The organism is Planctomycetota bacterium, assembly GCA_039182125.1.
In the GTDB taxonomy this organism is placed as follows: domain Bacteria; phylum Planctomycetota; class Phycisphaerae; order Tepidisphaerales; family Tepidisphaeraceae; genus JBCDCH01.
Genome location: JBCDCH010000012.1, coordinates 18,364 through 37,369 on the forward strand (window position 1 = coordinate 18,364; position 19,006 = coordinate 37,369).

16 protein-coding genes are annotated in these 19,006 nt (G+C 65.0%); 2 read left to right on the plus strand and 14 right to left on the minus strand.

Translation table 11 applies throughout. The annotated features are described in order from the left end of the window. Positions 1–134: 134 nt before the first annotated feature. From ccoS to ccoN, 8 genes are read right to left on the minus strand one after another with little or no spacing between them, the layout of a single operon-like run. Positions 135–278, minus strand: coding sequence for a cbb3-type cytochrome oxidase assembly protein CcoS (gene ccoS / locus AAGD32_04810; protein ID MEM8873560.1), 144 nt, complete (start codon positions 276–278; stop codon positions 135–137). Next, positions 275–2,743 (minus strand): heavy metal translocating P-type ATPase, encoded by a 2,469-nt coding sequence (locus tag AAGD32_04815; GenBank protein MEM8873561.1) that lies wholly within the window; start codon positions 2,741–2,743, stop codon positions 275–277. Before AAGD32_04815 ends, ccoS begins: the two co-directional genes overlap by 4 nt. Then, entirely contained in the window at positions 2,740–3,546 is an 807-nt protein-coding gene (locus AAGD32_04820) for a sulfite exporter TauE/SafE family protein (GenBank protein MEM8873562.1), read from the minus strand. The genes AAGD32_04815 and AAGD32_04820 overlap by 4 nt, the downstream gene beginning before the upstream one ends. Further along, complete coding sequence (locus tag AAGD32_04825) at positions 3,543–3,719, minus strand: hypothetical protein (protein ID MEM8873563.1); 177 nt, start codon at positions 3,717–3,719, stop codon at positions 3,543–3,545. The genes AAGD32_04820 and AAGD32_04825 overlap by 4 nt, the downstream gene beginning before the upstream one ends. Beyond that, entirely contained in the window at positions 3,716–5,293 is a 1,578-nt protein-coding gene (gene ccoG, locus AAGD32_04830) for a cytochrome c oxidase accessory protein CcoG (GenBank protein ID MEM8873564.1), read from the minus strand. Before ccoG ends, AAGD32_04825 begins: the two co-directional genes overlap by 4 nt. Before the next feature lie 12 nt (positions 5,294–5,305). Beyond that, a complete protein-coding gene (locus tag AAGD32_04835) occupies positions 5,306–5,968 on the minus strand; it encodes a cbb3-type cytochrome c oxidase N-terminal domain-containing protein (GenBank protein MEM8873565.1) in 663 nt (220 codons plus the stop codon). Position 5,969: 1 nt separating this feature from the next. Continuing rightward, positions 5,970–6,149 (minus strand): hypothetical protein, encoded by a 180-nt coding sequence (locus AAGD32_04840; protein MEM8873566.1) that lies wholly within the window; start codon positions 6,147–6,149, stop codon positions 5,970–5,972. After that, positions 6,142–8,625: a cytochrome-c oxidase, cbb3-type subunit I gene (gene ccoN, locus AAGD32_04845; protein MEM8873567.1), complete on the minus strand. Its 2,484-nt coding sequence runs from the start codon at positions 8,623–8,625 to the stop codon at positions 6,142–6,144. The genes AAGD32_04840 and ccoN overlap by 8 nt, the downstream gene beginning before the upstream one ends. A gap of 381 nt (positions 8,626–9,006) precedes the next feature. On the opposite strand from ccoN, the gene AAGD32_04850 reads away from it, so the two are divergent. Together AAGD32_04850 and AAGD32_04855 are read left to right on the plus strand one after the other, a co-directional pair. Continuing rightward, positions 9,007–9,870, plus strand: a complete 864-nt coding sequence (locus AAGD32_04850; GenBank protein ID MEM8873568.1) for a hypothetical protein — start codon at positions 9,007–9,009, stop codon at positions 9,868–9,870. A 137-nt stretch (positions 9,871–10,007) separates the two neighbouring features. Next, a complete protein-coding gene (locus tag AAGD32_04855; protein ID MEM8873569.1) occupies positions 10,008–10,997 on the plus strand; it encodes a YHYH protein in 990 nt (329 codons plus the stop codon). 26 nt (positions 10,998–11,023) lie between these two features. Here the strand turns inward: AAGD32_04855 and AAGD32_04860 are convergent, their stop codons facing one another. From AAGD32_04860 to uraH, 6 genes are read right to left on the minus strand one after another with little or no spacing between them, the layout of a single operon-like run. Beyond that, positions 11,024–12,337, minus strand: coding sequence for a hypothetical protein (locus tag AAGD32_04860; protein MEM8873570.1), 1,314 nt, complete (start codon positions 12,335–12,337; stop codon positions 11,024–11,026). A gap of 27 nt (positions 12,338–12,364) precedes the next feature. Then, complete coding sequence (gene xdhB, locus AAGD32_04865) at positions 12,365–14,683, minus strand: xanthine dehydrogenase molybdopterin binding subunit (protein ID MEM8873571.1); 2,319 nt, start codon at positions 14,681–14,683, stop codon at positions 12,365–12,367. Beyond that, positions 14,683–16,098, minus strand: coding sequence for an FAD binding domain-containing protein (locus AAGD32_04870; GenBank protein ID MEM8873572.1), 1,416 nt, complete (start codon positions 16,096–16,098; stop codon positions 14,683–14,685). Before AAGD32_04870 ends, xdhB begins: the two co-directional genes overlap by 1 nt. Beyond that, positions 16,091–17,326 (minus strand): amidohydrolase family protein, encoded by a 1,236-nt coding sequence (locus tag AAGD32_04875; protein MEM8873573.1) that lies wholly within the window; start codon positions 17,324–17,326, stop codon positions 16,091–16,093. The genes AAGD32_04870 and AAGD32_04875 overlap by 8 nt, the downstream gene beginning before the upstream one ends. Continuing rightward, entirely contained in the window at positions 17,323–18,657 is a 1,335-nt protein-coding gene (allB, locus tag AAGD32_04880; GenBank protein ID MEM8873574.1) for an allantoinase AllB, read from the minus strand. Before allB ends, AAGD32_04875 begins: the two co-directional genes overlap by 4 nt. After that, positions 18,657–19,004, minus strand: coding sequence for a hydroxyisourate hydrolase (gene uraH, locus AAGD32_04885; GenBank protein ID MEM8873575.1), 348 nt, complete (start codon positions 19,002–19,004; stop codon positions 18,657–18,659). Before uraH ends, allB begins: the two co-directional genes overlap by 1 nt. Positions 19,005–19,006 lie beyond the last annotated feature (2 nt).

Consider the following 19,006-nt stretch of genomic DNA (forward strand, 5'->3'; position numbering starts at 1 on the left):
TCGTTCAGTTGCGATGTGCCGCGCAACGTCTCTCGGCTCAATTACCGGTCGCCATGTGGAGAAACCACTGGCAGTTAGACGCATACCAAAGGATTGAACATAACACCGATTATCGGGCGATCGCACCACCGATATTACTCCGTGTCGTCGATCAGCGGACGCAAGGCCGGGGTGTCGAGGTCGTCGAACTGGCCTTTATGAACGCTCCAGAAGAACGCCGCAAGCGCGCTGCCGGCCAGCAGGAACGCCACCGGGATCATGATGTACAGAATGCTCATGGCTTGTCCTTCCTTCGCGAAACACCGCCGGCCAATGCGAGGGCGACGACCGTCGCGGAACTGATGGGCATGATGATCGCCGCGACCAGCGGCGTGATCAGGCCCGCCGCGGCGAGGCTCACGGCGATGATGTTGTAGGTCAGCGACACGCGCAGATTGCGGCGGATGTGTCGCATCGTCCGGCGGGCGTCTGCGGTGAGTTCGGCGAGTAACGACAAGCCCGGCCGGGCGGCGTACACGTCGGCGGCCAACAGCGAGGCCTCGGCCCCGCCGGCGACCGCGATACCGACGTCCGCGGCGGCCAACGCCGCCGCGTCGTTCACGCCGTCACCGACCATCACCACACGCTTGCCGGCGTCACGCAACGCCTGCACGTGGTCGGCCTTCTCCTCGGGCGTCACGCCGCCACGGCTGCGGTCGATGCCGAGCCGTCGCGCGGTCGCTTCGACCACGGCCGGCACGTCGCCGCTGAGTACCTCGATGTCCCAGCCGTTGTCACGCAGTGTCGCGATGGTGTCGGCGGCGTCGGGCCGGTCACAGTCGCCGAAGCCGATGACCATCCGCACCTCCCCGCCGAGCGTTGCGACGACCGGCGTCAGGCCGTCGTCGGTGTAACGCCGGATGGTTGGCCAAACGTCGTCGAGGCTGACGCCATGGCGGGTGAGGAAGCCGACCGAACCGACGAGCAGCACGTCGTCGCCGACGCGGGCCTCGATGCCGCCGTTGCCCTTGTCGGTGGCGTCGAGCGCGGTGGTGGTCGGTTCGAGATCGCCCCACGCTTCGACGATCGCCTTGGCGAGATGGTGGCCGCTGTGACGCTCGGCGGCGGCGATCAGTGGGCGGAGGTTTTCGTCGCCTTCCCAACGGGCGAGTTCGATCTTCCCCTGCGTGAGTGTGCCGGTCTTATCGAGGACGAGCGTGCCGCCTTGGGAGAGTTGCTCGAGCGCGGCGGCTCCCTTGATCAGCAGATCCCGCCGGGCCGACCGTGCCAATGCGACCGCCAACGTCAACGGCGTCGCCAGGCCCAACGCACACGGACAAGCGACGATCAGCAACGCCACCGCGTGGTCGATGCCCAGTGCCGGCGAAGCGAACACGCCCCAGCCGAGCCCGACCGACAGGCCCAGGAAAATCATCACCGTCGTGAACCAGCCCGCGACGCGGTCGGCGAACTGCACCACCGGTGCTTTCGCGTCGACCGCCTGCTCGACCACGTTCATCAACCGCCCCACCCGCGTGTCGGCACCGACCGCGCCGACTTGAACGACGCACCGCCGTTCGAGGTTCTTCGCGCCGGCCCACACCGCATTTTGTGCCTCGGCCGTGACGGGTTCGGACTCGCCGGTGAGCAGCGCCTGGTCGAAACTCGTCGTCCCGGCGACCTCGTCGATCACGCCGTCGCCCGGCACGATCGCGCCGGGAAGCACCTCGACACGCTGGCCGGCCACCAGCGCGTCGACGGGGATCGCGTGGGTCTCGCCGGCATCGTCCACGACGCGGCAGGTGCTGGGCACCAACGCCCCCATCAGGCTCAACGTCTCGGCCGCGCGGCGTTGTTGGCGGTGTTGAATGAACCGGCCGCAAAGCAACAGGAACACCAAGACCGCGAGCGAGTCGAAGTAGATGTCCCCGCGGCCGAGCACCACGTTGGTCAAACCCGCGACGCCGCCGACGAGCAGCGCGATCGCGATGGGCAGGTCGAGGTTGGCCGTGCGGCTGCGGATCGCGGCGAGCGCACCCTTGAAGAACGTCCGCCCCGGCCAGGCGAGTGACACGACGCCGAAGCCGGTGCTCAGCCAGCGGAACAGTTCGCGGAACTCCGGGGCCATGTCGCCGCTGGCGGCAAAGTCACCGCCGTAGAGCGCGAAGGCGAGAAGCATGATGTTCCCCGCACAGACAGCGGCGATGCCGATGTCGATGAGCCGGCGGCGCTCCTCGCGCTTGATCATCGCGTCGCGCTCACTGCGGCGCGGCGGGTGGGCCGTGTAACCGAGTCGGGCCAAGGCCGTGGCGATGGCGCTGGCTTTGGTTTGGTCGGCGTGCCAGGTGATGCGGGCGGTGCGCTGGTGCAGCGAGAGGCGGGCGTCGATGACGCCGGGGCAGAGCTTGGGGAGTTTCTCGACGAGCCAGACGCACGCGGCACAGGTCACGCCTTCGAGCAGCAGGTCGCACTGCCGGCGGTTGTTGTCGAGCTCGCGGACGTGGGCGTCGGTGAAGGCGTCGGCGTCGAACGCCGCCGCGCCGGTCGTGTCGGACTTAGCCTGTTTGCCCGTGGTGCCGACGGCATCGCGGAGTTCGTAGTACTTGTCGAGGCCGCTCTCGTGGATGGCCATGTACACCGCGCGGCAGCCGGCACAGCAGAACTGGTGCTCGGTGCCGATCGTGCGCATGCCCGTCGGGACGTGCAGGCCGCAGTGGGTACACGTCACCTCGGCGGGCGCGGCGGGTTCGACGGCGACGGTCATTCGCTTGCCTCCGTCGCACAACAGAGTGGCACGTCATCGGCGTCGGGGACGACGATCTCGGAGGTGGCTTCGGTCGGCGTGACGCCGGCCGCGATCGCTTGCGCGTCGAGGCCCGACCGCCCCACCAATGTCCAGATGCCCACGGCGATGAGCAGCAGCGCGGTGACCGTCGGCAGGCGTTTGCCCGTCGCGCCGAGCAACGTCTGCAACCCGACGCCGAGCCCGACCAACGCCGGCAGCGTCCCGGCCCAGAACGCGGCCATCACGACCATCGCGCCCAACACGCTGCCGGTGCCCGCGGCGGTGACGACGAACGCGTACAACCAGCCGCACGGCAGCAACGGCGTCGACAGCCCGATGAGCGAAGCGCGCCGCAGCGGCGGCAGACGCAAGGCTTTGCCCTGCATCTTCGCGGCGAACGGTGCGAGCCTTTCACCGAGCCTGCTGCCGCAGCGGATCGAGGTCTGCGAATGAATGAGGATGCCAATGCCGAAGAGGATCATCGCGGCGGCAGCGACGATCAGTGCCACGCGCGAGAGACCAACGAGCGTACCGCCCAGATCGAGCAGCGAGCCGACCGCGCCGGCGGCGACGCTGAGTGTGAGGTAGCCGATCAGGCGTCCGCCGTGATACGCGGCCTGGAGCGTGACCTTGCCCGGGCCGTGACGATGGGCGAGGTTGCCCTCGGTCGGGCCGCCGGGGTGCGGCGCGATCGCGAAGGCCATGAGCCCGCCGCACATGCCCGCGCAGTGCAGCCCGCCGACGACGGACGCGACGAAGACGCTGACGATCAGGCCGGTCACTTGCGGGCCTCCTCCTTGAGCATGTCCATGCGTTGTTGGTACTCCGGCTCGACGGTCGGGCCGCGATCGCTCAGCGCCGCACGGGTCGCGAAGACCAGCACCGTCATGTGCAGCCCGAACAGCGCGACGGGTACAACGAAGAACAATAGCGCTTTGCGTTTGGACGTTTTCATGGTGAAACTCCCGTGTTCTGCGGGGCGAGGATGCGAATGCGGCGGGACGCGGAGGCGCCTTGGTCGTCGGTGACGGTCACCTCGGCACGGAACTGGCCGCCGGTGAAGACCGACGGGTCGGCCACGACGTTGATCCCGTGAGTTCGCGTCTCGCCGGCTTCGAGCGTCAGTGGCTCGACCTGCTGGATGGTCAGGCGCGGATCGTCGACGGCGATCGTGTAACTGCGCGGCTCGTCGGTGCGGTTGACGACCTTGACCCGCAACGTGTTCACGATCGAGCCGTCATCAAGCACGCTGTACGGTGCGCCCAGTGAGCGCAGGACCGTGAGGTTGATCGACTGGCGGGAGCCGAAGTTGAGCAGGAACAGGCCGGAGATGATCAGCAACGCGGCGGGATACAGAATCACCCGCGGGCGGAGCTTGAACCAACCGGCGGCTTCACCTTCACGCTTGGCACCGGTGGCGTAACCGATGAGGTTCGGCTCGCGCTTGAGCTTGCCCATCACGTCGTTGCATGCGTCGATGCATTGCGTGCAGTGCGTGCATTCCATCTGCAACCCGTCACGGATGTCGATGCCCATCGGGCAGACCTGCACGCACATCGTGCAATCGACGCATTCGCCTTTCTCTTTCCCCTTCCCGCGCGGCGCGCCGCGCTTGGTGTCATAGCTGACGATCAGCGAGTTGCGGTCGAGCATGACCGACTGGAAGCGCCCGTAGGGACAGGCGATTTGGCAGAGCTGTTCGCGGAAAAACAGGAAGTTGAACATCATCGCGCCGGTGACGAAGAGCACGACGGAAAAGCCGAAGAAGTGATCGAACGGCGAGCCGACGACCCACTGCGTAAGCCGGTCGGTACCGACGAAGTAGGCGAGGAACGTGTTGGCAATGAAGAAGCAGAAGACGAAGTAGATGGGATAAGCCAAGGCACGGGTGCCGGTGCGCTTGGGCTTGCCGCCACGGCCAGCGACGCCGCCGAGCAAACGGTCGATCGGCCGGAAGACGTACTCGAGGTAGACGGTCTGCGGACACGCCCACCCGCACCAGACGCGGCCGAACACCGCGGTGAGAAAGAAGATACCGATCCCCACGCCGAGCATGAGCAGCGCGAGCAGCAGCGTGTCGGTCGGCAGGAACGTCATGCCCAGCAAGTGGAGCTTGCGGCCTGGGATGTCGGCCAGCAACGCCGGCTGTCCGCCGATGCGGACCCACGGGAGGATGACGAAGACCGCGATCAGCGCGTAAGCGACGACGCGGCGTTGCTTCCACCAGAAGCCCTTGGAGAGCTTCGGGTACATCCATCGGCGTGAGCCGTCGGCTTCGAGGGTGGCCAGTACGCGCTGTGCCGGTGCGAGTGGTGGCAGCGACTGATCAGTCGCAGTGCTAGCGGCGCGACCCCCGACCGAGGGACCGTTTCCGCACGAGGCGTCGTGAGCGGTCGCGGTGTCGGTCGGGTCACTGGCGGGCGGGCGGGCGTCGCCGGAGCAACAGCCACCGTTACATCCCGCACAGCGGTCACGCCGTTGAGTTCCGTTCGTCTCGTCGTCGAGTTGCGAGAGCGTTTGAAGGATCATGGCAAACTCCCATCACCATTCGGGACGGAACGTGCCTTCGGGCGCTTTGCCGCCGGGGACGTTCTTGTCCTTAAGACTCGCGGCATAACCGGAGACGAGCACCAGGTCGTTGGGCGAGAGTCGGCCCTGCCACGCGGGCATGGCATTGTTGTTCCGGCCATTGGCGATCACGTCGTAGATGTCTTCGAGCTTCTCGACGTTCTTCCAGACCCCGTCGGTGAGGTTGGGTCCGACGAGTCCGCCCATGCCGTCCTGGCCGTGACAGCTGATGCAGTTGGCAGCGAAGATGGCCTCGCCGCGCGACACCAGCGAGCCGGTGCTGGCGATCATGAGGATCGTCTCGTTGTCGTTGGGTAGCTCGCCCATCATCGCGAAATCCCGCGCCATCTGCTCGGCGACGGCGACTTGGTAGCTGTTGCGCGTGCCCCACTTCTCCTGCATGACCAGCGACACGAAGCCGTAGGCGATGCCGAAGATGCAGGTTGCGATGAAGATCGCCATCCACCAGCCGGGCATCGGGTTGTCGAACTCGGTGATGCCGTCGTAGGCGTGGCCGGTGAGCGGGTCGTTGGGGACGGTGCCGCCGTCACCGGGATCGAGACTCGGCGCGACTTCGGGGGAAGCGACGTGCTCGGTGGTCTCTTGCGTTTTGGTTTCGTCGGTTGCGACACTCATGTCAGTTCGCCTCCGTTCGGTCGGCCTTTTCGTCGAGGGCGAGGCACGCCCAGCGGTCGATTTGCTTGCGGGGTTTGAGCAGGATCCATGCGGCCGAGCCGACGAACACGCTCACGAAGATGACCAACGCCGCGGTGCCGAAGACGGCGACGTCGATGCCATAGAGGGCGTCCTTAATCACGGGCCACCTCCTCGGTCACATCCGCGGTAGTCGGGTTGACGATCGAGTCGAACGCCGAAGGTGAGTCCGGCGTGCGGTTGATGTCGGTGCCCAGGCGTTGGAGGTAAGCGATGAGCGCGGTCACGTCCTTGTCCTCGAGGCCGGCCGGGCCGCCCTGGGCTTGGATCTCCGCGGCGATCGCTGCCGCCTGGTCGATCGCGTGCTGCTCGCTGTCGGCGATCTGTTCATCGGTGTACGGAACACCGACCAGCCGCATCGCCCGCATCCGCAGGGAGATCGAGTCGAAGTCGATCTCGCTGGTGAGCAGGTGCTTGTAAGGCGGCATGAGGCTGCCGGGCGTGACCTGCTGCGGGTTCTCGAAGTGCAAGGCGTGCCAGAGGCTCGACTGCTTGCCGCCTTCGCGGGCCAGGTCCGGGCCGATGCGCCGGCTGCCCCACTGGAACGGGTGGTCGTAGACATGTTCGCCGGCCTTGGAGTACTCGCCGTAACGCTTGGTCTCGGCGATGAGCGGGCGGATCATCTGCGAGTGACAGTTGTAGCAGCCCTCCTGCAGGTAGACGTCCCGGCCGTGCAGCTCCAAGGCCGTGTATGGCTCGACCTGCGGGAGTGTCGGCACGTTGGAACGAATCACGAAGCTCGGCACCAGTTCCAGTAGCGACGCGCTGCCGATCGCGACAACGACGAGCACCGTGAACTTCACCGGCAGCCGTTCCCACTTGCGGTGCCACCACATCGATGCCCAGCGGTAGATGCGCTTGCCGCTGGGCGTCATCGTGCCCTTGGGCAGCGGCGGCGCGACCTCGTCGGCGGTGTAGTCGTCCTTGAGCGGCGCGGCGGCGATGATCGGCTCGTCGTACTTCTCGGGCCGCATCTTCCACGTCTTGTAGAAGTTGTACCCGCCGATCGCCGCACCAGTCAGGTACAGCACCCCGCCGCCGGCACGCAGCCAGTAGTGCGGGATGATCGTCTGCACGGTTTCGACGAAGTCCGGGTAAACCAGGTTGCCGTTGGCATTGAGTGCCTGCCACATCAGGCCCTGCGTGAGGCCCGCGACGTAGATCGGGATGACGTACAACAGAATACCGGCGGTGCCGAGCCAGAAGTGCAGGTTCGCGAGCTTGACCGAGAAGAGCTTGTTGCCCGGCGTCTGGAACAGGCGCGGCAGCAGCCAGTACATCATCCCGAACGCGAGGAACCCGTTCCAACCCAACGCCCCGGCATGGACGTGGGCGATGGTCCAGTCGGTGTAGTGCGAAAGTGCGTTGACGGCTTTCACCGAGAGCAGCGGGCCCTCGAAGGTGCTCATCATGTAGAACGTCACGCCCACGACGAAGAACTTGAGCACCGGGTCGGTCGTGACCTTGTGCCAGGCACCGCGGAGCGTGAGAAGACCGTTGATGCCGCCCCCCCAGGACGGCATCCACAGCATGACGGAGAAGACCATGCCCAAGCTGCTGGCCCATTCGGGGACGGACGTGTAGTGCAGGTGGTGCGGGCCGGCCCAGATGTAAATGAACACCAGCGACCAGAAGTGGATGATCGAAAGCCGGTAGCTGAACACCGGCCGCTCGGCCGCTTTGGGCATGAAGTAGTACATCAGCCCGAGGAACGGCGTGGTCAGGAAGAACGCCACCGCGTTGTGCCCGTACCACCACTGCATCATCGCGTCCTGAACCCCCGCGTAGATCGGGTAGCTCTTGAACAAGCCAGTCGGGACGACCAGGTTGTTGAAGACGTGCAGCACCGTGACGGTGACGATGGTCGCGATGTAGAACCACAGCGCGACGTACAGGTGACGTTCACGCCGTTTGATCAGCGTCATGAAGAAGTTGCCGCCGAAGAACCCGAGCCACACGACCGCGATCAGGATGTCGATCGGCCATTCGAGCTCGGCGTACTCCTTGCCCTGCGTGATGCCCAGCGGCAATGTGATCGCCGCAAGAACGATGATCAGCTGCCAGCCCCAGAAGTTCAGCCGGCTGAGTGTGTCGGACCACATCCGGGCTTTGCACAACCGCTGCGTCGAGTAGTAGACGCAGGCGAACACCGCGTTGCCGGCGAAGGCGAAGATCGCGGCGTTGGTGTGCAGCGGACGAATCCGGCCGAACGTGAAGTACGGGATGCCCAGCAGCCAGTTGATGAAACCGCCGGTACGTTCCCAGCCGTTGGCCAGGAACGTCTCGGCAAGGGTCGGCAGCACCAACAACAGCGCGACGAACAACCCGCCGGCAAACGCGACCATCCCCCACACGTACATCGCCAGGACGAACATTCGGACGACCTGGTCGTCGTAGGAAAAGCGGTCGAGTCCGTCGGGGCCGCGTTGGAGTTGCGGGACGTTGGACTTGGGCCAGAGGATCGGCTTGGACGCCGTCGCGACTCGGGTGAGCACCGACGGCCCGCCATCGCCGCGGAACATCTCGCGCAGGCGCTGGGGAAGTGAACTGAGCCCGCGGGCTCCCGGAATGGTTGTCATGACGCCTCCAAAATCGAACGAACAACTTCTTCAAGACCGCCGGTGATGGTGTGACGCATGCGCCGGGCGAGGCCTCAAGATATATCGACAATTAGAGCAAATCATCCGATTAATCTCGCATTCGCCCGTCCCTTTCGGCGGGCGGTTCGCGCAAGTCACTTCTTTCACAAGGCTTACTGCTGTCAACGCCGTAAATATTTTCCGATGTCTGCGTCGTTTTACCGCACCCCGAGCTGTTGATAACTCATTTCTTGTGAGGTGTTTAACACAGATTCGTGGGGTGTGGTTGGATGCCGCAGCGACAACCAGCGAGGTACTGGACTTTGAACTTTTATATGCCGATGATCTTATCCGATGATAAGCAAAACCTGTACTGCCGTCATGATCCTTTCGGGCACTCTCGCCGCTCCCACGCTCGCCGATCCGTTCGTGCTTTTCGGTGACGCCGACGTCGAAGCCGCGGCCCTGACCCGCTCCACCCGCGCCGAGCCGCCGATCACCCAGCCGTTCTTCTCCGAGGACGCAATGATCACCACCGACATCCGGCCCGTGTACGTCTACCACGACTTCCCCAACTCCAGCGTCATCGATGGCGGTCGGGCCAACGTCATCGCGGCCCAGGTCCGTGTCGCACTTACCGACAACATTCAGTTCGTCGCTTACAAGGACGGTTACGCCGACGTCGACACCGGTGCGGTCAAGGGTGACGGCATCATGGACCTCGCCGCTGGCATCAAGTGGGCTTTCCTCCAGGACTGGGACAACCAACTGCACCTCGCCGTCGGCGTCGGATACGAAGCCTCGATCGGTGACGACGAGGTGCTCCAGGACGACGACGACATCCGCATCTTCCTCGCCGGCAACAAGAGCTTCGACAAGCTGCACTTCTCCGGCACCGTGAACTACTTCGTCCCCGTCGATGGCGAAGACCCACTGGGCGACAGCCAACTGCTCACATGGAACCTTCACGCCGACTACGCAGTCACTGATTGGTTTGCACCGATCATCGAGTTCAACGGATATCACGTCATCGATGAAGGTGACAACCAACCCTTGCCGTTCATGGGCGTTGATGTTGCCAACCTCGGTGGCGGACAGGGCGAAGACGTCGTCACCGTCGCCCCCGGCGTGGCCATCCGCCCCACCGAGAACCTCAGCTTCCGCGCCGCCTGGGAAGCGCCGATCACCCGCAACGACGACCTGTTCGGCTACCGCTGGACCTTCTCGGCCGTTATCCGCTTCTGACACGCAATCTGCTTTCTGATCAGCCCGGATCTGCCTTGATGCATTCAACGCGTCTCGGCCGATCCGGGTTTATCGTTTCCATTTGGCTTTCCGTTGCGGCAAACTTCTCCGCGATGCCGTGCAACAAGGAGACCTCCATGAACAACCATCGACGCATCGCTTTCGCCCTTGCGACATTGGTCATCCCGGTCATAAGTGTCGCTCATCCCGACCACGGGAACGACATAAATCCCACACTCCTTGCATCCACGCTCGAAGACGTTCCGGTTGTCTCGATCGACGTCCGCGACGGCTTTCGATACATCCGGTCCAACGGCATCCCTGCTCATGAGGTCGGTCAGTTCCCCAACGCCGCGAACCCCAACGCTATCTCGCCGCAAAGGCACATGTTCAAGATGACCACCGACCCGCAACCGGCGGAACGGCGCGCGGCGCGACGTGAGCGTGGTGGCCGGCCGTCGCGTCCGGTGCTGTTCGGCGTTGCACTCAACGGCGTGCCGTTCGACCCGGCCACCGCCGAGATCTGGCGTAACGGCACACTGGTGCGCGGCGGCCCGCCCCAACCCGGCGACGAGCGCTACGAAGCCATCGGCCCCGACGGCGGCACGCTCGGACTCGACGCCAACAACGCCCACGTCCAACCCACCGGCACCTACCACTACCACGGACTGCCCACCGGCCTGATCGAGAAGCTTGGCGGACGCGGCAACACCATGCTGCTCATCGGCTGGGCTGCCGACGGCTATCCGATCTACGCCCCCTGGGCACACGAAGACCCGGACGACCCGCGAAGCAACCTCGTCGACATGAAGTCCAGCTACCGGCTCAAGGAAAGTCCGCGCCCCGAAGGCGGACCGCCCGGGGACCATGACGGCACTTTCACCAGCGACTTCGAGTACGTTGAAGGCAGCGGCGACCTTGATCGCTTCAACGGTCGCGTCGGCGTCACGCCCGAGTTCCCCGACGGCACGTTTTACTACGTGCTTACCGAGGACTTCCCGTTCATCCCGCGCGAGCATTACGGCACGCCCGACCCGTCATTCAGCAAGGAAACCGGCGGCGATCGGATGGGCGGCCCGCCCCGTCGTGAACGTGGCAACCGCCGTCCGCCCCGTGGTGCCCGCTGACTTAATCCGGTGAATGCGGCCCGCCGTCAGCCACCGAACTTTCGCTGACACCCCATGAGCGTGAGCCGGTAAACGAGAAGCATGCCGAGCAACACGGCCACCAGCCAAACACCACGCCAGAAGATGTGATCCACGCGTTGCTCGGCGGCTTCGTTGACATCGTCGAGACGCACGCGCCAGGCTTGGCTGCCGACCAGTGCGTCGCTGTTTTGTACCACCTTGTTCAGCTCCGAGAGGGCTTGCGTGAGTTCGGTCGCAGCCGCCGTGTACTGCTCGATGCGGACCGGTTCAGGCCTGTCGAGCATGTGAGTGGCAAGTTGATCGGCGGAGTCGAGCGTCCCTTGCATCGTCGCCATCGTGCGGTTCAGGCTTGTGATCATCTCGCTGCCGTTTTCGCTGATCATGCGGACTTCGTGGAGCACCGGCTCGGCGGATTTGAGCGTCCGCTCCACCTCCGAAAGCGTGAGCCGCAGCTCCACTTGTTGACGCGTCATTTCCGCCGGCAGTTCATCCAGAGCACGCTCGGCGACATCGACCAGACGTTCCGTGCCCACGGCCGCCTGGACGAGATCGCGGACTTCTTCTCGCGCGAGCATCTCGTCGGCCGCCGCCTGCAACTGCCAGTTCAAGAGTGTCGGCTGGCGCTTGGCGATGAAAAACGCCCGTTCACCGAGCAGGCGAAACTCATTCGCCGTGCGGTCGAGATCATTCACCGCCGAAAGCAGCCCCGAAGCCGACTTCATCTCCGCCATCATCGACGACTTGCCATGGCCACGCATGACATCCTCGAAGCGAACCATCGAGACATAGTGCGCTTCGGGGTGCTCCGTTTGCCAGTCAACGATGGCATGGTCGAGCATCGCGAGCTGCTCGACGGGCTGAATCCGCGCGGCGAGGTCCCAGATCTCGCGACGCATCTCGTCGAACGCCAAGGCCAGATGCATTCCCGACGGACCGAACTGTTCGACGGCCTGACGCCGCTCGCCCCACATCTGATCCTGCAACGACACCATCATGAGCATGTCGAGCATCTTGGCGTACGGATCGTCGGTGGTGGCGATGTCGTAGATGTTGGTCGCGGCCGAAACCTTGAGCCGACTGACAGCGGCACGTGCTTCGGGTGTGGTTTGGTGCTGCGCTACCTCGTCACAAGCGGCGGCGATGGCAGCCGTGTAGCGATCCGCGTAGGCCATGCAAGTACGATCCAGTTCGTCGAGGGTCAGCATCTTGTCGACCGCGCCCTCGACCCGGCTCGCGACCGTTGCCGACCGCCCTGAACTACGTACACCTTGCGCACACGCCAGTCCCGAGCAGAGAAAAACGATCAACAGCCACCGCATCACCAAGCTGTAGCGAGAGTCGGGCTGTCACGCATCGGCCAAACGGCTTACATCGTGCTCGGCGAGCGCGAGCAAGAGACGTTCACCCGTTGCAGGCAGGTCGATCCGTGCATTGCTACCGGTCGACGCGATAGCATCCTTCGCCGCGAGCCAGACGCTGAGCCCGAGCAACAACGGCGGCTCGCCGACCGCCTTGCTCCGCCGCAGCGACACGACGTTATTCGGGTTGTCGAGGAAGCGCACGTTGAGCTCCATCGGCACGTCGCTGATCGCGGGGATCTTGTACGTCGTCGGCGAGTAGCTCTTGAGCGAGCCGTCGGTGCCGTAGACGAGCTGCTCGGTCGTACACCAACCCATGCCCTGCACGAAGCCGCCGATGACCTGGCCGCGGTCGATGCCGGGGTTGATGCTCTCGCCGACGTCCATGATCAGGTCGACGCGGTCGACGACCATCTCGCCGGTTAAGCGGTCGATGGTGACCTCGCTGGCGGCAACGCCGTTGGTGAAGTAGAGGAACGGATGGCCCTTGCCGGTCTCGCGGTTGAAGTCAACGCCGGGCGTGGCGTAGAACCCACGCTCGCCGAGGCTGATGCGTTGCTCGTAGGCGGCGCGGGCCACATCACCAAATGCAATGCGGCTGTCGGGGCGGCGGGAGTCGATGGCGTGGCCATCGGCGAAGGCGATCGCAGCGGGTTCGGCGGCGAACCCGTCGTCGGCCTCAGCGAACATCGCTGCGGCGACCGGCTGCAGTCGTTCCCGTAACCGGACACACGCATCCGTCGCCGCGGCACCGTTCAGGTCCGTTCCCGCACTCGCCGCAGTCGGCGACGTGTTGTTGTTCTTGTCCGTGCTCGTCGCGGTCACCAACACATCGTCGAACGACACGCCGAGTTCATCGGCAACGATCTGCCGGATGCGCGTGTTGACGCCCTGACCCATCTCGGTCGCGCCGGTGCTGACGATCACGCTGCCGTCGAGGTAGATGTTGACCAGCGCGTTGGCCTGGTTGAGCGTGCGACGGGTGAACGAGATGCCGAACTTCACCGGCGAGACGGCCAAGCCCTTCACGTGCGTCGGCGACTCGGCGTTGAACCGCTCGATCTCGGCCCTGCGGGCGTCGTAGTCGGACTCAGCACGAACGGCGTCGAACAGCTCGGGCAGGACGTTGTTCTGAACGAACATGCCGTAGGGCGTGACGTTGCGATCGCCTCTGTAAACATTGGCGTTTCGCACGTCGAGCGCGTCGATGCCGAGGTGGCGGGCGATGTCGTGGAGGATGTGCTCGGTCGACGCGACACCCTGCGGCCCGCCGAAGCCACGGAAGGCCGTGTTGCTCGGCAGGTTGGTCCGACACAGCCGACCGACCACACGCATGTTCGGCAGGTAGTACGCGTTGTCGGTGTGCAGCATCGCCCGCTCCAGCACGGCAAGCGAGAGGTCCGTGCTACAGCCGGCGTTGGCGAATAGCTCCACATCGAGCGCGGTGATCCGGCCGTCATCGGTGAAGCCGACGCGGTAGTTCGACTTGAACGGATGACGCTTGCCGGTGTAGCGCATGTCGTCGTCCTTGCCGTAGACGAAGCGAACGGGCTTGCCGGTTTGCCGCGCGAGCAGTGCCGCCATCATCGCCGGCGGCGCGGCCTGCGTCTCCTTCCCGCCGAACGCCCCGCCCATCCGCTTGCACGTGCAGACGACGTGATTGAACGGGATGCCCAGCACCTCGGCGACGAGCATCTGCACCTCGGTCGTGTGCTGGGTCGAGGAGTGGATGTGCATCTGCCGTTGCTCGCCGGGGACGGCGAGGCAGGCCTGGCTTTCGAGATAGAACTGCTCTTGGCCGCCGATGTCGACGGTGCCTTCGAGGACGTGGCCGGCCTCGGCGAACCCAGCGTCGAGGTCGCCGCACTGGATGGTGCGCGGCTCGCTCAACCAGCTCTTGGCGGCAATGGCTTCGTCGATCGTCAGGATCGGATCCTCTGCGTCGACCTCCACAATCGCCGCTGCCACGGCGGCTTCCAGCGCGTCTTGCGTCTCCGCGGCGATCAGCGCGAGGGGTTGCCCGAGAAATGAAATCTCGTCCCGCACGATCAGCCATTCGTCATGCAGCACCGGCCCGAACGCAGCCATCTCTGGCAGGTCGACGGCGGTCAGCACCGCGACGACGCCGGGCGTGTTCCGGGCGGCGGTGACGTCCAGTTTGCATATCGTGCCCTTGGCCACCGGGGCTGGCAGGATGCCGGCGATCAACTCGCCAGCCAACGGTGCCGCGTCATCGATGAACTGCGACTTGCCCGTGACGTGCGTCACCGCCGAGTCATGCGCGATGTCCTTACCGACGGCCGGCATCAGGCGTACTCCTTCGCGAGCGGCAGGTCGTGGAAGAGTTTGCTGAACATGCGCTGAACGACGGTGCGGCGGTAGGTCTCGCTGCCGCGGACGTCGGTCATCGGCGTGACTTCGTCGCGGGCCACCTCGCCGGCGGCTTCGAAGGTCTCGAGCGTCGCCGACTTGCCGATCAGTGCGGCCTCGGTCTCCCGCAGCCGCAGGATCGTCGGCCCGACGCCGCCGAAGGCGATGCGGATGTCGTCGATCGTGTCGCCGTCGAGCGTGATGCGAAACGCCGCGGAAACACTGGAGATATCGAGGTCCTTGCGACGCGAGACCTTGTAGCAGCGGAGCGTTTGATCGGCGGTGAGCAACGGAATGCGGACGGCGGTGACGAGTTCGCCGGGCCGTAGATCGCAGACGCGATAGTCGGTGTGGAAGTCCTCGACCGAAACGCTGCGACGGCCGGTCGGTCCGGCGATTTCGACGATCGCTTCGAGCGCGACCAGCGGCCCGGCGGTGTCGCCGATGGGCGAGGCGGTGACGAGGTTCCCCGCAAGCGTCGCCCCGTTCTTGATCGGCGGCGAGCCGAACCAGGCGAGGTACTCGCTGAAGTTGGGCAGGTGCTCGGCGGTGATGAGTTCGAGTTCGGTCAACGTTGCTGCGGCCCCGACGACAAGTTGGTTACCCTCGACAGAGATGCCACCCAGTTCGTCGATGCCCGCGATGCTCAGCGCGGTCTTCACCCGCTGATACCGCTTGTTTTCGAGGACGCCCCAATCGGTGCCGCCAGCGATGATCGTCGCATCGTCGTGCTCGGCGAGGAAGGCAGTCGCGTCCTCGATGGTCGTTGGTTTGCAAGCACGGCGGCTGCCATCGGTCAGGTCGAAGCCGTCCGTCGGCAATGCGTCGACCACCGCATCGGGCGGGTACATCTCGTCGAGCGTTCGCAGCTGCTCCCGATCGACGGCCATCCCCGCTCGCACGATTGAGTCGTACCCTGTGCATCGGCAGAGGTTGCCGACCAAGCCACGCCTCAGCGCGTGTGCATCGCACGGCTGCCGCAGCGTGTCGGTCATCGCCACGACAAAGCCCGGCGTGCAGAAGCCGCACTGCGTGCCCTGGCATTTGACCAGAGCGTCCTGAATCGGACTGAGTTCATCGCCGGGCGTGAGGCCTTCGACGGTGACGATGTGCGTCGCGTCGAGTTGCAGCATCAACGCGATACAGGACGTCACCGTCGTGTACCGCATCTCGCCATCGACCGGCCGGCCGATGAACACACTGCACGACCCACAGTCCCCCTCGGCACAAACAACCTTCGTCCCCGGCAGCCCGCGTCGTTTGCGGAGGAACGTCGCCAGCGGCAGGAACACGTCAGCCCCGCGCACCTCGACGGGTCGGCCGTTGATCATGAGTCGGAGGTGGTCACGCATCTCGGTCAAACTTCGTTTCTCCGTTGATCGTCACGCGGTTAACCGTCGAGGCCGGGTCATCCATGTCGGCTGGCAAAAGCGAACTGATCACCGAGTCGGTGTCAGCACCGGAGCCCGCGACCTCGATGAACGACATCGGGCGCCCGACCTCCAGTCGCCCCACGCCATCGACCAATCCTAACAAGTCGGCCGGGGCGCGTGTTGCACGAAACAGCGCTTCCGCATGGTTCGCATGTGGCGAGTCGTGGACGGTCAAGAACCGTTTCATTTCCGCCAACATCGACACAGTCGGCGAGGCACCGACGTCGGTCGCGATGGCGTACGGCAAGCCGCGGCGTTTCACTTCGTCCAGCGGCATCACGTTGCTACCGAGCTTGAGGTTGCTTGTGGGACAGTGGGCGATCGTGCTGCCGGTGTCGGTGAGGATGCCCCACTCGGGCTCGGTCATCTCGATGCAATGCGCAACGATGCAGTCGTGCTCCAGCAGGCCGTCACGGCGGTAGACGTCGGTGTAGCTGTCGGCGTCGGGGTACAGCTCGCGCTCGACGAACTGCTTTTCGGCGACCTGTTCGTTGAGGTGCGTCTGCGTGCGGAGGCCGAAGCGTTCGGCGAGGGCAGCGCCGCGGCGGCGCAGGTCGCTGCTCGTCGCGACGGCGAAGCGGTCGGTGATGATGAGCCGGCGACCGAAACGCTTGGCGATGCGCTCGACATCGGCGTCGAGGTTGGCCTCGTCAGTGCGCAGATCCTCCGGGCAGTTCTGATTCATCAGCACCAGGCCGACGCTCCACGTCTCGGGCAGAATCTCCAGTGCGACCTCCGTCGCAGCGGCGGACGAGGTCATGTAAGCCGCGCCGCCGACGACGCCATGGGCGAGCGTGTCGGCGAGAAACTCGCGCGTGACCGCCTCGGTGACGGCGCGGTCGTTGCAATTGATCTCCGCTGGAAAGACGTTTTTCTTCAACCCGGCGAGCAACTGACCCTCCGGTGCGTCGGCCGGCACGCCCTTTACGAAGTCGCCACGGATCGGGTGCTGGGGGATGTGGATATGGATGTCGAGCAGTGGCGGGAGCATGACGCCGTTGCTGCTTCGGTGCGGGACGTCAATGGGAGGGCCGACGTGGGTAAGCCGGCCGTGTTCGTCGGCGACGAGCATGCCGTCGGCGTAAAAGGTGACGGTGCCGTCGGCTTCGGGGACAAGCAGCGGGCCGCGAACGGCTTCAGGGTTCATGACAACCTCCACGGTGTAAGCAGCTTGCCGCACGGGTCGGCGATGATGTTGCCGTCGAGATACATGGTGACGCCACGGAGGATCGTGCGGCGGGTGAGTCCTGCGAACGTGCGGTCGACGTAGGGGTTGGCACGATGCCGGTCGAGCAACATTCCGGCCGTGAGTTCGTACGGCTCGGACAGGTCAACTAGCGCAAGGTCGGCGTCGAAACCATCAGCGATTTGGCCTTTGTTTTCAATGCGAAAGCGGTCGGCAACGTTGGCCGCGGTAAGGTTCGCAATGGCGTCGAGCTTGAGCGCCGGCTCGCCGCTGAGCAACACCGATCGCGTCGATTGCACGCCGGCGATCCCACCCCACACCTTGAACGGATCGTCGGCGTCTTTCATGGCCGGCGGACAGGGCGAATGGTCAGAAGCGACGAACGCGAAACGATCGCCGCCGAGGTCCTCCCAAAGCTGGGCGGCCGCGTCGGCGTTACGCAGCGGCGGTGCGCACTTGAGCGATGCACCGCGCTCGACCAGATCGTCCTCGGTGAACGCGAGGTAGTGCGGGCAGGTTTCGCAAGTGACATCGACGCCATCGGCGCGCGCTTGCTGCACCAACTCGATGGCATATGGCACGCTCACATGCACGATGTGCAGCCGGCAGCCGGTGTCCTTCGCAAGCGCGAGCGCTTCCTGTACCGCGACCACTTCCAGCAGTGGTGGACGGCTTTTCAAATAGGTTTCCCAATCGCGTTGCGGTGCCGCATCCGCGCGCTCACGCAGCGCGACCGCCGTCTCCTGCCGTTCGGCGTGGACCGCGACGAGCGCGTCGTGTTCGGCGGCGATCTCCATTCCTTTCCGCAGGGTGTCAAGATCGGCGTAGGCGAAGTCATCGATGCCAGTGTCGCACATGAACGCCTTGAAGCCGACGACGCCGCGCTCGATCAAGGCGGGCATGTTGTCGAGATTGTTCGGCGTGAGCCCGCCCCAGAGGCCGAAGTCTGCGACGCTCTTCTCCGCGGCCAGTGCGGCTTTTGCGTCAAACGCATCGACGTCGAGCACCGGCGTGGAGTTGAGCGGCATGTCGAAGAACACCGTCCCCCCGCCAGCTGTCAGCGCCGCGCTACCGGTAGCGAAGCCTTCCCATTCCGTGCGCCCTGGCTCGTTGAAGTGGACGTGCGGGTCGATCAGTCCGGGGAAGACATGGAGTCCGGTCGCGTCGATCTCATCACGCGCATCGGCCGAGTCGAAGCCAACGATACGACCGCCGTCGATCGCGAGATCGGCCTCGCGCACGCCGGTTGGCGTGACGAGTTGGCCGCCGCGAATGAGCAAATCGATTGGCATCAGCTACCCCGGTAAGTCGAATACGACCACGGCGACACCAGCAGCGGCACATGGTAGTGAGCATCGGGATCGTCCACGACAAACAGGATCGGCACGCGGTCGAGAAAACGTCCCGCGTCGGCATGGCCGCGGCTACGAAAATAGTCGGCGACGTGAAACAACAGCCGATACGTTCCCGGTCCAAGCTGGGTCAACAGCGGACCATCGGCGCGGCCGTCGTCGTTGAGCGTCACGTCGGCGAGCCGCTCGCGCTCGCTGCCGCCGACGCGTTCAAGCGTCACACGCATGCCGGGTGCCGGCGTGCCGTGGGCGGTGTCGAGGACGTGGGTGGTGAGCTTGCCGGGCATGG